General features: G+C 36.0%; 16 protein-coding genes. 15 read left to right on the top strand and 1 reads right to left on the bottom strand.

The genetic code is table 11. The features are described from left to right. Positions 1 to 20: 20 nt before the first annotated feature. The 15 genes from hepT (at position 21) to LG329_RS01570 (ending at position 12,726) form a co-directional block, all read left to right on the top strand. Positions 21 to 992 carry a heptaprenyl diphosphate synthase component II gene (gene hepT, locus LG329_RS01640; RefSeq protein ID WP_404452849.1) on the top strand — a complete coding sequence of 324 codons (972 nt, stop codon included), beginning with the start codon at positions 21 to 23 and terminating at the stop codon, positions 990 to 992. Between the two features lie 227 nt (positions 993 to 1,219). After that, positions 1,220 to 1,666, top strand: a complete 447-nt coding sequence (gene ndk / locus LG329_RS01635) for a nucleoside-diphosphate kinase (protein WP_404452848.1) — start codon at positions 1,220 to 1,222, stop codon at positions 1,664 to 1,666. A gap of 119 nt (positions 1,667 to 1,785) precedes the next feature. Continuing rightward, positions 1,786 to 2,559 (top strand): CheR family methyltransferase, encoded by a 774-nt coding sequence (locus LG329_RS01630; RefSeq protein ID WP_404452847.1) that lies wholly within the window; start codon positions 1,786 to 1,788, stop codon positions 2,557 to 2,559. A gap of 114 nt (positions 2,560 to 2,673) precedes the next feature. Next, positions 2,674 to 3,840 carry a chorismate synthase gene (gene aroC / locus LG329_RS01625; RefSeq protein WP_404452846.1) on the top strand — a complete coding sequence of 389 codons (1,167 nt, stop codon included), beginning with the start codon at positions 2,674 to 2,676 and terminating at the stop codon, positions 3,838 to 3,840. Continuing rightward, positions 3,840 to 4,916, top strand: coding sequence for a 3-dehydroquinate synthase (aroB, locus tag LG329_RS01620; protein WP_404452845.1), 1,077 nt, complete (start codon positions 3,840 to 3,842; stop codon positions 4,914 to 4,916). The genes aroC and aroB overlap by 1 nt, the downstream gene beginning before the upstream one ends. Before the next feature lie 12 nt (positions 4,917 to 4,928). Then, positions 4,929 to 6,218: a 3-phosphoshikimate 1-carboxyvinyltransferase gene (gene aroA / locus LG329_RS01615; RefSeq protein ID WP_404452844.1), complete on the top strand. Its 1,290-nt coding sequence runs from the start codon at positions 4,929 to 4,931 to the stop codon at positions 6,216 to 6,218. Between the two features lie 46 nt (positions 6,219 to 6,264). Next, positions 6,265 to 7,527 carry a tetratricopeptide repeat protein gene (locus LG329_RS01610; RefSeq protein WP_404452843.1) on the top strand — a complete coding sequence of 421 codons (1,263 nt, stop codon included), beginning with the start codon at positions 6,265 to 6,267 and terminating at the stop codon, positions 7,525 to 7,527. A gap of 28 nt (positions 7,528 to 7,555) precedes the next feature. After that, entirely contained in the window at positions 7,556 to 8,134 is a 579-nt protein-coding gene (locus LG329_RS01605; protein ID WP_404452842.1) for a ReoY family proteolytic degradation factor, read from the top strand. A 76-nt stretch (positions 8,135 to 8,210) separates the two neighbouring features. Further along, positions 8,211 to 8,681 (top strand): YpiF family protein, encoded by a 471-nt coding sequence (locus LG329_RS01600; RefSeq protein WP_404452841.1) that lies wholly within the window; start codon positions 8,211 to 8,213, stop codon positions 8,679 to 8,681. 387 nt (positions 8,682 to 9,068) lie between these two features. Continuing rightward, the gene (locus tag LG329_RS01595; RefSeq protein ID WP_404452840.1) at positions 9,069 to 9,581 is read left to right on the top strand and encodes a ubiquinol-cytochrome c reductase iron-sulfur subunit; all 513 of its coding nucleotides are present in this window, start codon (positions 9,069 to 9,071) and stop codon (positions 9,579 to 9,581) included. A gap of 6 nt (positions 9,582 to 9,587) precedes the next feature. Further along, complete coding sequence (qcrB, locus tag LG329_RS01590) at positions 9,588 to 10,262, top strand: menaquinol-cytochrome c reductase cytochrome b subunit (protein ID WP_404452838.1); 675 nt, start codon at positions 9,588 to 9,590, stop codon at positions 10,260 to 10,262. A 15-nt stretch (positions 10,263 to 10,277) separates the two neighbouring features. Next, positions 10,278 to 11,048, top strand: coding sequence for a c-type cytochrome (locus tag LG329_RS01585; RefSeq protein WP_404452837.1), 771 nt, complete (start codon positions 10,278 to 10,280; stop codon positions 11,046 to 11,048). Positions 11,049 to 11,162: 114 nt separating this feature from the next. Next, positions 11,163 to 11,744: a DUF1405 domain-containing protein gene (locus LG329_RS01580; protein ID WP_404452836.1), complete on the top strand. Its 582-nt coding sequence runs from the start codon at positions 11,163 to 11,165 to the stop codon at positions 11,742 to 11,744. 72 nt (positions 11,745 to 11,816) lie between these two features. Beyond that, positions 11,817 to 11,984, top strand: a complete 168-nt coding sequence (locus LG329_RS01575; protein ID WP_404452835.1) for a sporulation protein YpjB — start codon at positions 11,817 to 11,819, stop codon at positions 11,982 to 11,984. A 64-nt stretch (positions 11,985 to 12,048) separates the two neighbouring features. Beyond that, the gene (locus LG329_RS01570; protein ID WP_404452834.1) at positions 12,049 to 12,726 is read left to right on the top strand and encodes a zinc metallopeptidase; all 678 of its coding nucleotides are present in this window, start codon (positions 12,049 to 12,051) and stop codon (positions 12,724 to 12,726) included. 182 nt (positions 12,727 to 12,908) lie between these two features. On the opposite strand, the gene LG329_RS01565 is transcribed toward LG329_RS01570, so the two are convergent. Continuing rightward, positions 12,909 to 13,781: a YitT family protein gene (locus LG329_RS01565; RefSeq protein WP_404452833.1), complete on the bottom strand. Its 873-nt coding sequence runs from the start codon at positions 13,779 to 13,781 to the stop codon at positions 12,909 to 12,911. Positions 13,782 to 13,885: the final 104 nt, after the last annotated feature.

The following is a 13,885-nucleotide window of genomic DNA, read 5'->3' as shown; positions in this document are numbered from 1 at the left end:
AATGTTAAAAGGTGAATGGCATGAAAATAGCAAAAACGTATAATTATTTAAAAAAAGATCTAGATTACATAGAGAAAGCTGTAGATGAAATAATACAAGCTGATCATCCCGTTTTAAGAGAAGCATCGACCCATCTGCTTAAAGCTGGCGGGAAAAGAATTCGACCGGTTTTTGTCCTTTTAGGGGGACAATTTGGTAATTATGATATTGAACGGATGAATATTGTTGCTACTTCCATAGAATTAATTCATATGGCTTCACTTGTTCACGATGACGTTATTGATGATGCAGAAATACGTAGAGGCGAACCGACAATAAAGGAACAATATGATAATCGAGTTGCCATGTATACAGGTGATTATTTACTTGCCCGTTCATTAGAAATCATTACTACCTTAAAAGAAAAGCAGGCACATCAGACTTTAGCAAAAACGATAGTGGAAGTTTGCATTGGTGAAATAGAACAAATTAAAGATAAACATGTATGGGACCAATCTATACGCACATACTTACGGAGAATCAGAAGGAAAACGGCACTTTTGATAGCTACAAGCTGTAAACTTGGTGCAATTGTTGCTGGAGTTAATGAAAAGGATGCTAATCGATTATTCAAGTATGGGTATTATATCGGTATGTCCTATCAAATAATTGATGACATACTTGATTTCACTTCTTCTGAGAAAGAATTGGGAAAACCTGCTGGAAATGATTTGTTACAAGGAAATATTACGTTACCAGTGCTTTATGCTATGGAATATCCATCCTTTAATACATTAGTAAGAAATACGTTTAAGGGGTCTGAACCGGTAGCCGACGAACAAATGCATCAATTAATCCGTTTACTGAAACAAACAGATGCAATAGAACGTTCCTATCAGTTAAGTGACATGTATTTACAAAAAGCACTGCACACCTTAGATATGCTTCCAGACAATCGGGGAAAACAATCGTTGAATGGAATTGCTACTTATATCGGTAGACGCCGCTCATAAAGTAAAGCTTTATTCTGTGGTGCTTTTTTCCAGACTGAATGATAGTTGGCAAATCTTAGCTTGTACGAATAGTTATCTAATACCATCAGTTTAGCTCTATTTTGGAGCTTGAGAGGTTATGCTATCTGTCACTGCGATAAATACATTGTTATTTTTCCAAATGTTTGATAGAATTTTAACGGCTGATTGAATGCTAATCACTATACATAATAGAAGAGGTGTAAGAAATGGAAAAAACATTTTTAATGGTAAAACCAGATGGAGTACAACGTAATCTTGTAGGAGAAATCGTTAAACGCTTCGAAAGTAAGGGATTTAAATTAGTTGGAGCTAAACTTATGGTTATTTCAGATGATTTAGCTAAAACTCATTATGGTGAACACAAAGAACGTCCTTTCTTTGGCGAATTAGTTGACTTTATTACTTCAGGTCCAGTTTTCGCAATGGCTTGGGAAGGCGAAAATGTAATCAAATCAGCACGTGATATGATGGGGGCAACAAATCCATTAGAGGCTGCTTCTGGTACAATTCGTGGTGACTTTGGAATGACAGTTGGAAAAAATATAATTCATGGTTCAGATTCTGCAGAAAGTGCAGAAAGAGAACTTAATCTATTCTTTGCTGGAAAAGAAGTAACTTCTTATTCAAAACAAGATAGCGCTTGGATTTACTAATTGATTAAATTTAGCCTCCGTTCTTAACGGGGGCTTTCTTTACAATGTAAGGCTTTCGTAATTAGTTCTATCACCAAGCCTGGGTTTTCTAAAATGCTGTTTTGAATAGGAGTATGGAGATGTCTGAGGAATATAACGAATTTATTTTACAAATTAAACGTAAGCTTGGTGTCGATCTTTCTTTATATAAAGAGACCCAAATGAAACGACGAATTACTTCGTTACGAGATAGGCGAGGATATACTAATTTTCATACATATGGAGTTGCAATGAATAAGGACCATCTATTACTACAGGAATTTGTGGATAGGCTTACTATTAATGTCTCAGAATTTTACCGAAATCCTAAAAGATGGCATATTCTTCAAAGTAAAATACTTCCTTTACTCTTTCAAGGGACGGAGGAAATCACGATTTGGAGCGCAGCATGTTCTACCGGTGAAGAACCTTATAGTTTGGCGATGGTACTTACGGAGTACTTTCCAAACCATACATTTAAGATTATTGCGACAGATATAGATGAACAAGCATTGGCTAAGGCAAAGCAAGGTATTTACCAGGAACAGGCGTTAAAGGACTTGCCAACTGAATTGAAGAATAAGTATTTTACGGTTCACCACGACCTTTACCATATTGATCCAAAGCTTAAAAGGATGATCCTATTTAAAAAGCACAATTTGTTAGCAGATCGATTTCCTAATAAAGTGAACTTGATTGTTTGTCGAAATGTATTAATCTATTTTACCGATACAGCAAAAGAAATCATCTATTCAAATTTTAGTAAATCATTAGTCGAGAATGGGGTGTTATTTGTTGGGAGCACAGAACAAATCTTCACTCCTCAAACACACAACCTCTCGTTAATAGACACGTTCTTTTATCAAAAGAAATAATAATACTCTTGTCATTTGGCAAGAGTTTTTCTAATCTTTTTATATTTTTATTCCTTTTTACTTAATAAATTTGTTATGATAGATAGAAATTAAAATCATGAAGGAGGGCTCCTAATGCGCTATTTAACTGCAGGAGAATCACACGGAAAGCAATTAACAACAATTATTGAAGGTTTGCCATCACATATGCCTTTAACAAAGGATGATATTAATCATTCTCTATTACGACGACAAAAAGGTCATGGCAGAGGGAAACGTATGCAGATTGAGAAAGACCTGGTAGAGGTAACCAGTGGAGTTCGACACGGATATACATTAGGATCACCTATTTCTCTAGTAATACATAATGATGATTTTAAGCATTGGACAGATATTATGGGGGAGGACCCATTAGAAAATGAGACCAAAATCAGACGTACAATTTCAAGACCAAGACCTGGTCACGCTGATTTGAATGGTGCATTAAAATATGGGCATCGTGATATGCGGAATGTTCTTGAGCGTTCTTCTGCACGAGAAACGGCCGCACGAGTAGCTGCAGGGGCAGTTGCAAAAACATTGTTAAAGCATTTGGGTATCGAAGTAACTGGTTATGTAAAAGAAATAGCAGGAATTAAAGCTGAAGAAAATGACCAGTTGACTAGTAAAGAGCGTCAAACGATTTCACAAGAATCTCCTGTACGTACGCTAGATAAAAATGTTGAAAAAATAATGATGGATACCATTGATGAAGCCAAAAAAGAAGGGGATTCAATTGGTGGAGTAGTAGAAGTATATGTAGAAGGGATGCCAGCTGGTATCGGTTCCTATGTTCATTACGACCGTAAGTTAGACGGACGCATCGCTGGGAGTGTAGCGAGTATAAATGCATTTAAAGGTGTTGAATTTGGATTAGGCTTCGAAACTGCAAGAAGAAATGGAAGTCAGGTACATGATGAAATTGCTTGGAGTAAAGAAGTTGGGTATTACAGAAAAACGAATAACTTAGGTGGATTTGAGGGTGGAATGACTACAGGAATGCCGATAATAGTAAAAGGTGTTATGAAACCAATTCCAACGCTGTATAAACCATTACAAAGTGTTGATATAGAAACAAAAGAGCCTTTCAATGCTAGTATCGAGCGTTCTGACTCATGTGCCGTACCTGCAGCTTCAGTAGTGATGGAACATATCGTAGCATTTGAATTGGCTAAGGCTATTACAGAACAATTCCCTTGTGATCAATTTCCCAAATTACAACAAGCAATAATAGATTACCGCGAAGAGATCAGGTCTTTTTAATGGTTAATCTGGAAGTGAAAACAAGTGTAAATAGTTATCCTATATACGTGGATGAAAATATACGCCATCAAACAAAACACTTTTTACCAAAAAAATATTCGGTGATTCATATTGTTACCGATAAACGTGTAGCTGATCTTTATTTAGATGATCTTAAGGAAAGCCTTGAAGGTCATCCACATGTATTTCATTCAATTATTGAAGAAGGGGAGAAATCTAAGTGTGTTGCCGATTTTGAATACTTACACACTAGATCAATACAGTTTGGACTTGATCGCGAGTCCCTTGTTATTGCACTTGGGGGAGGTGTTGTAGGAGATTTAGCCGGTTTTGTTGCTGCAACGTATATGCGAGGCATTGACTATATTCAAGTTCCTACAACTATTTTAGCTCATGATAGTAGTGTCGGTGGTAAAGTTGCAATTAATCATGCTTTAGGAAAGAACCTTATCGGTAGTTTCTATCCACCGGAAGCTGTTATTTATGATGTCCAAACATTACAGACGTTACCAGCAAAAGAAGTTCGATCAGGCTACGCAGAAATAGTGAAAGAAGCTTTGATTGCTGACAAAGGTCTTTTTGATAATATTATGCAAACAAAACTAAGCCAGGTAACAAACGATACTTTGAAAGACCATATTTTTCGTGGAATTAAAATAAAAACTCACTTTGTGCAAGCAGATGAAAAAGAAAAAGGGATCCGCGCTCACCTTAATTTTGGCCATACACTGGGGCATGCTCTTGAAGCGAAATACGGATATGGTGAGTTAGCACATGGGGAAGCTGTAGCAATTGGAATGCTGTTTGCCATGGAAGTAAGCAACACAATTTATTCCAAAAACCTTCCTGTAGAATTGCTTTATAAATGGTTAAAGGATAATGGTTTTCCATTACTAATCAAAGAAATCAATATCGACAGCCTATTCAATCAAATGAAATTAGATAAAAAGGTTGTAAATAATCAGATACAATTAGTGTTATTAAAAGATATCGGCAATCCAGTAACTCTAGAACTAAGTGATGAAGATTTACAGAACTATCTGGAAACCTTTATAAATAAAATGACAAAAATATAGGAAGTGATTATGATGGCTGAAAAAACGTTATCCCTGCAAAATAGTATACTTTCCGGTGTTATTGAGGTACCTGGAGATAAGTCTGTCTCACATCGTTCCGTGATTATAGGATCATTAGCAAACGGAATCACTGAAGTATCCAATTTTCTAGATGGTGAAGATTGTATGCGTACAATAGATGCTTTTGGATCAATGGGTGTAACAATAGAAAAGAGTGGAACAAATCTCAGGATTCATGGTAAAGGGGTAAAAGCTTTAAAAAAGCCTAGCGATGATTTGTATTTTGGTAATTCCGGTACAACAGCTAGACTTATGTTAGGAGTTCTTGCTGGTTTACCCTTTCAAACAAATGTAACTGGGGATGAATCATTATCCAAAAGACCTATGAATCGAGTTGCTTCACCTTTAAGTGAAATGGGTGCTAAAATTGAATGTAAAGATGATAAATGTGTATTGCCTTTAACCATAGAAGAAGGTCATTTATCTGGAATTCAATATAAATTACCTGTTAAAAGTGCGCAAGTTAAATCTGCTATCTTATTAGCTGGTTTATTTGCTGAGAATAGAACAGAAGTTATCGAACTAACACCTACTCGTGATCACACAGAAAATATGTTAACGGCTTTTGGGGCAGATATAGTCAGAAATGGATTATCAACCACAATCACAAATGAAAAGTCTCTTACCGCAACAAACGTAACAGTTCCAGGGGATATTTCATCTGCAGCCTTTTTACTTGTAGGTGCTGCTATAGTTCCTGATAGTAAACTATCGATTAAGCGTGTTGGATTAAATGAGACAAGGACAGGAATAATCGATGTATTAAAGAAGATGGGGGCTATTATTACAGTCACTAATATCAATGAGGTAAATGGAGAATTAGTTGGAGATTTAACCATTGCCTATAGTGAACTTGAAGGGACACTGATTGAAGGTGATATCATTCCACGTTTAATTGATGAAATTCCAATCATTGCTCTATTAGCTACACAAGCTAAAGGGACAACTATAATAAAAGATTCAGAGGAACTTCGGTATAAGGAAACTGATCGAATTCATGCAGTTGTTGACGTTTTAACAACACTTGGTGCCTCCATTGAAGGAACAGAAGATGGTATGATTATACATGGCAAAACGCCACTAACAGGTGGAACGGTTTCGGCTTATGATGATCACCGTATAGCAATGATGTCTTCAATTGCTTCCCTAATTACCAAAGATGAAATTATACTTGATGACGATTCTAGCATAAACATTTCCTATCCCGGATTCTTTCAGGATTTAGAAAAGTTACGTAGCTAGTAGGAAGTCATAGTAGGAAGAAGTTCGTGTTGAAGGGGTGAACAGTATGGAAACAATTATGGAAGCAGTCCATTTAATGGAAAATAATAAAACAAAAGAAGCGATAGAACTTTTAGAAAGCCATGTACCAACAGCAGATGAGGATGAAAAGTTCACGATTGCAGAACTATATATACAATGGGGAATATATCCAGAGGCAAGTTATATTCTAGAGGATTTATTACAACAGTACCCAGATGAAGGTGAACTACGTGTCATGCTTGCAGATATTTATATCGAATTGGATGATGATGAAAGAGCGGTTAATTTATTGAATGAAATTAAGTCAGATGATCCAGCTTATATACAAACATTGATTCAACTGGCAGATCTATACCAAGCTCAAGGTCTGTTTGAAGTTGCGGAACAGAAGTTATTAGCAGCGAAACAGCTTGAGCCGGAGGAGGCTTTAATTGATTTTGCTTTAGGTGAGCTAGCCTTCTCAACAGGGGAATATCAAAAAGCGATAACGTATCATGAAAAAGTTTTACCAAAAACAAACGAAGTAGCAAATGTATCTATTAATGATCGACTTGCTGAAGCATATGCTGCATCTGGAGAGTATGAACTTGCGTTAACCTATTTCCAGGAGATAGAAAGCGAAAACCCTGATACATTGTTTAAGTATGGATTTACCGCAGCACATGCTAATCGGAATGATATCGCTATAAAAGCATGGGAACATGTTATAGAGATTGATCCCCATTACCTTTCCGTTTACTATGAACTTGCGAAAGCATACGAAACAGAAGAGCGTACAAATGAGGCATATGAGACCATCAATAAGGGATTACAGCTTGATGATTTCAATAAAGAGCTTTATTTTTACGCAGCTAATTTAGCGCACCAAATCAATAAAAATGATGAAAGTGAAAAATATATTAGAGAAGCGGTTGCTCTTGATCCAGATTATAAAGAGGCAGTTCTTTTCCTAATCGAAATTTTAAAAGCACAGGAAAAATATGATGAAATACATGAATTAATAGTCGAGATAAAGAATCTTGGTGCAGATGACCCTCTTTATGATTGGGAACTTGCCCGTGCACTAAATGAAATAGAATTATATAAAGATGCATTAATTCAGTATGGTGAAGCATACAATAGACTAAGTGACGACAGTGATTTCTTAAAAGAATATGGTTATTTCTTAACCGAGGAGGGGAGAACGGAAACTGCAATAAGTATTTTTCAAAAATATATAGAAATTCAGCCGTTAGATACAGATGTTGAAGAATATTTGGATCGCTTAATTCAATCTACCGAGATTTAGTATAGATGTAATGAGGGAGGAAAATGATATGCAAGCTCCTATTTCCATTCAAGATAAAAAAACATTTATTGAATGGTTTTTAAATCATTATCAGCTAAAGAAACGTGAGAGTGTTTGGATATTAAATTATTTAGTTAATCATGATAACCTCTTAAATAATGTACATTTTATTCGTGAAGCGAAATTCTGTCCAAGGGGTATTATAATCTCCAGTCAATGTTCTGATGATGCACCATTTCGTTTTTACAAAAATCATTTAGTCACAACAGATGCTGAAAAATCTTTTCATGACATTCGGATGAATCGAGAAGAAGCGCTCTATGTTCAGTTGAATTTTCATAATTCCATACAGAATGCATCCTATGTTGCGGTGGTAGAGGATAATCCCTTTATACCTGAAGATTATTATATAACGAAAAGTGATGAAGAAACCGCCACTCAGTTGTTAGAAAAAGTAGTATATGATCGTGAAAAGAAAAAAATTCAAGAAGCTATAGATTATAGCCTTGACATAAATGATCAGCACATGTTTATGAAACTTACGAAGAAACTACATATACTAGAGTCTAACAATAATCAAAATCAACCTAAATTGTTAAATCAATAGGTTGATTTTTTTTGTCTAAATAAGATAATATTTAATAGGATTATTAATTATTCATGCAAAGAAAGGACGTTAGGAGATGCAATGGGTAAAAAAAGACCTAGAACAATACATACAAGCAAAAGAATATGTAGATACTATTATCGTTCCATTAATACCATTTCATTTATCACATGATACGGAGTTAGCTAAAAGTGGGTTTCAGGGTGAAGCTCTATCCATATTCATAAATGAAATTGAAAAAGATTTAGCAGGCAGAGTTATGTTGACACCGAATTATACGTATTTAAAAAAATCGGACAAGCAGCAAGAAGTTACAAGGTTAAATGAATGGGTAGAAGATATGTCTAGTCAGCCGTTTAACCACACTTTCTTTATTACATTTGATTCGACATGGAAAAAACATGAAGCCTTATTAAATGGAACTCTATTATGGTTACCAGGCATCCAATCCGGTGATCTGTACTCGAAGGAAATGCACAGTGTTATTCAAGATCAAGTAACACAGATCAGTGAATTAATACGTTCCTATTGGGAAACAATGGAGTAAAGGGAAAAGCGTAGGTGACTGGTCAGCGACGTACAGATAGATGGGAATGTGAAAAGTACGGCGAACTTTCCGTACGTTCAACAGGACCAACTATCTGCTAGTCGCTAGGAGCCGTAGCTAGACAGTAAAGAAAAGCGTAGGTGACTGGTCAGCGACGTACAGATAGATGGGAATGTGAAAAGTACGGCGAACTTTCCGTACGTTCAACAGGACCAACTATTTGCTAGTAGACAACAAATAAATCTCCCAGCATTAAATGCATCTGTTTTGTTAACATTTTTGAATACATATTGACCGAACAAGCAGTTTGCGCTATCATTGTTATGTCCTAGTAATCTGATTTATAATAATAATGTCCGTGATTAAATGAAAAGAGGGGGGAAAAACATGAGCGAAAAAAAGCAACAAGTATCCCGTCGACAATTCCTGAACTATACACTTACAGGTGTAGGTGGTTTTATGGCCGCAGGTATGCTTGTTCCAATGTTAGGAATGGCTGTTGATCCAATATTAACCAAATCATCATCAGGAGATTTAGCGAATGCTGGTATTGCCGCCGATGATATTACAAACAAACCACAACGAGTGGATTGGAAAGTCGAACAAATAGATGCTTGGTACGAGTCGAAAGTTAGTAAATCGGCTTGGGTCTATAAAAATGATAAAGGCGATATCGTGGCACTTTCCCCAATATGTAAACACCTTGGCTGTGTAGTATCTTGGGAAGGTAGCGAAAAATTTCCAGACCAATTCTATTGTCCATGTCATGGAGGACGTTACACCAAAGATGGTATCAATGTACCGAACACACCTCCATTAGCACCACTTGATGTATACGAATCAAAAGTTGAAAATGGTATGTTGTATTTAGGAAATGCACATCCTAGAGGGGAGGCGTAATAACAAATGCTACAGAAAATGTATGATTGGATTGATGAACGTGTAGACATTACGCCTTTGTGGCGTGATATTGCAGATCATGAGGTACCAGAACATGTTAATCCCGCACATCACTTTTCAGCTTTTGTGTATTGTTTTGGTGGATTGACATTCTTTGTTACTGTAATTCAAATTTTGTCAGGTATGTTCTTAACCATGTACTATGTTCCGGATATAGAAAACGCTTGGAAATCTGTTTATTATCTACAAACAGAGGTAGCACATGGTCAAATAGTACGAGGCATGCACCATTGGGGTGCTAGTGTTGTTATCGTAATGCTTTTGTTACATACATTGCGCGTATTTTTCCAAGGCGCATATAAAAAACCACGTGAACTTAACTGGATGATTGGAGTATTATTATTCTTTGTAATGCTTGGTCTAGGTTTTACTGGTTATCTATTACCTTGGGATAACAAAGCGTATTTCGCAACAGAGGTTGGACTGAATATCGCTGAACAAGTACCATTTATTGGCGAGCAGTTAAAAACGTTACTAGCAGGTGATCCAAGTATTGTTGGAGCACAAACATTAACAAGGTTCTTTGCAATCCATGTATTCTTTTTACCAGCTGGATTGTTCGGGTTAATGGCAGCTCACTTTATGCTAATTCGTAAACAAGGAATTTCTGGACCACTATAAAAAGGAGGGAAAGCCGTGCATAAGGGTAAAGGAATGAAGTTTGTCGGAGATTCACGTATATCTACCGACCGTAAACCGAATATACCTAAAGATTATTCTGAATATCCCGGTAGAACGGAAGCTTTCTGGCCTAACTTCTTGTTAAAAGAGTGGTTAGTTGGTGCTGTATTTTTAGTTGGATTTTTATGTTTAGTGCTAGCGCATCCTTCGCCATTAGAAGGTGTAGCTGACCCAACAAATGCAACTTATATACCACTGCCAGATTGGTATTTCTTATTTCTATATGAACTTTTAAAATATGACTTTGCAAGTGGACCATATACTTTATTTGGTATCATTATTCTTCCGGGACTAGCATTTGGTGGTTTACTACTAGCGCCATTTTTAGATAATGGACCTGGACGCAAACCACACCAAAGACCAATTGCTGTTGCAATGATGATTTTAGGTCTTGCATCTGTTATGTTACTTACTTGGGAATCCGCTTCTCATGTAGATTGGGAAGCTCGTGCGGAAGCTAATAAGCCAGTCCCTACAACTGAAATTGATAAAGAAAATCCTGGCTATGCAGTTTATGAAAGTAACTGTATGACATGCCATGGAGATTCGCTTCAAGGTGGCCCAGCGGCACCATCATTAATAGGGATTGATCGTTCAAAAGAAGAAATTATGAAAATTGCACAGGAAGGTACTGGAAGTATGCCTGCCGGAATTTTCAAAGGGACTGACAAAGAGCTAGAAGCATTAGCAGACTTTATTGTTTCTGTTAATGAAGAAGCAAAATAAATAACGAATAGTTATAAAAGGACACCTTGCCAACTGAATTGGTGAAGGTGTCTTTTTACATATTATATAAATGAAAAAGTAAGTTTTGACGCTTGCAACGAAAGGAATTTTGATATGTTCCATTACATACTGCGTGATAAATTATTTTTACTTTTATTGTTTTTGATTAATTTATTCGGAACGATTTATGGATACATTTGGTATGAATCCCAACTTGCAACTACACCAGATATTTTTCTGATATTTGTTCCGGATAGCCCGACCGCAAGTCTGTTCTTTACGATTGTAATCTTCTTTTTCCTATTCAAAAAAAATGTCCCATACATTGAAGCACTTGCAATCATTACCTTATTTAAATATGGTGTTTGGGCAGTTGTCATGAACCTTCTCACCTTAATTGAAACAGGATTTCTTGGCTGGCAAGGCTATATGCTGATAGCTTCACATGGTGCTATGGCAATACAGGGTTTACTGTATGCACCATATTATCGAATCAAGTTACGCCATATTGTGTTTGCTGCAATATGGACATTACATAATGATGTAATTGATTATGTATTCGGTATGATGCCTGTCTACTCATCCCTAGATAAGTATATGAATGAAATTGGCTACTTTACTTTTTGGTTAAGTATTTTATCAATTTTTATTGCCTACCTGTTAACAATTCAAAATAAAAACAAGCTAAGCCTTTAACAGATGTAGTTATAACCTCCCATTCGCTAACATAAATTAATATAGTAAATGTTTGCGAGAGGTTGATCACATATGAAAAATTTAATTTATTCATCGATAGTGAATCTCGTTCAAAGCATGACTTCCTTATTTTGGGTTATCACAGCAGTAGGTGGAACTATCGTTATTGCACTGGCCTATGTTAGTTGGATTAAATATAAAGAAGAAAAAAAGCGCCAGAAAAACAATTCAAACAGTTGACTTAATTTAAGTTTTTGACTAAAATTGACCTTAGATAGATATACTATTATTTGGAGGAATGAAAATGTCGCTTGGTGGATATATCATTTATATTGCCTTGTTATTAATCATCCCATTTTGGGCGCAATCTCGAGTTAAGAGAACATATAAGAAATATTCAAAGAAAGCAACATCTTCTCAGATGACAGGGGCAGAAGTTGCTCGAAAAATATTAAATGATAATGGTATTTATAATGTACAAGTAGAAGAAACACGTGGTTTTTTATCCGATCATTATGATCCAAGAAAAAAAGTCATCCGCTTGTCTAGTAGTAACTACCATGGGAAGTCAATGGCTTCATCTTCCATTGCAGCACATGAAGTTGGCCATGCAATACAAGATGCTGAATCATATGCTTTCTTAAGATTTAGAACTGCTTTAGTACCAGTAGCTAGTCTTGGTTCTAACTTGTCAATCTTCTTAATTATTGGTGGATTTATATTTGGAATGATGAATCTGGTATTATTCGGTATAATTTTCTTTGCAGCAGCAGTGCTTTTCCAATTTGTTACATTACCAGTTGAGTTTAACGCCTCCAGTCGGGCAATGACACAATTAGTATCGACAGGTGTTATTAATAACAATGAAGAACGTGAAACGAAAAAAGTTCTAAATGCGGCAGCATTAACTTATGTTGCAGCGGCATTAGTTGCACTTGCAGAATTAATCCGATTCATCTTAATGTTTGTAAGTAATGACTAAGAAAAATAGTAAAAAAAGGATGGCCAAGCGGCCATCCTTTTTTAATAGCAAGGAAAGTATAATAGTCATGTTCATATAATCTTCTGGTTGAAGGAATGTCGATTAAAACCGCACAAAGCATGAGCAACATCGAACTACCCACATTATTGCGTGGGCACAGTTCATAGGCGCTTGCGCTTTTCTTAATCAATAATTGGATTTTTATTTTCATCTAGAGTAAATCCTTCTCCAACAACATCGTGAACAGAACTTACAGCTACAAATGCATGAGGATCAATGCTATTAATTACGTTTTTCAATCGTACAATTTCGTTCCTACCAACCACACAATATAATACATCACGAGTTTCACCTGTAAAGCTTCCTTTTCCTGCTAACACTGTTACTCCACGGTCCATGTCCTTGATGATTACTTTTGCAATATCATCACTTCTACTTGAAATAATGGTTGCTCCACGCGCAGAATAAGCTCCTTCTTGGATGAAATCAATAACACGTGCTCCTATGTAAACAGCAACCAATGTATACATACCTTCGACTAACTCCAAATAAGTAATAACAGAAGTTGTAATTACTACTGCATCAAACATGAACATAGTTTTACCCATACTCCAACCAACATATTTGTGGACAAGTCGAGCGATAATATCAACTCCACCAGTAGTTCCTCCATATCGGAAAATGATTCCTAGGCCTACGCCAATACATACACCAGCAAATAGTGCTACTAAGGTCATATCAGAATGCAGATCCATTTGGATAGGGTTGATTTGAAAAATTGCTAAAAATAAAGATACCGAAAGTGTTCCGATGATTGTATAAATAAATGTATTCCTACCTAAAAATTTCCAGCCGATAAAAAACACTGGAACATTTAATATTATATTTGTTATGGCCGGATCCCATCCCCATAAGAAATACATTAATAATGTAATACCAGTAAACCCACCTTCACCTAGGTTGTTTTGCATATTAAAATGAACAATGCCAAAAGAAAAGATTGCTGCACCTATTAAAATAAAGATGACGTTTTTAATTTTTATCCCAAATACCATTGTGAAAGCCTCCTTTTCTGTTGATATAATCTTACAAAAGCGCACTTTTCCTATTATAGCCAATTATAACCAAATGAACAATACAGTAGTATTTACAGGTCAAT

The sequence above is a fragment of the Virgibacillus necropolis genome (assembly GCF_044793635.1).
GTDB lineage: Bacteria > Bacillota > Bacilli > Bacillales > Amphibacillaceae > Virgibacillus_F > Virgibacillus_F necropolis_A.
The sequence above is the reverse complement of the archived record's forward strand: the minus strand, read 5'-3'. Positions and strand labels throughout refer to the sequence as shown.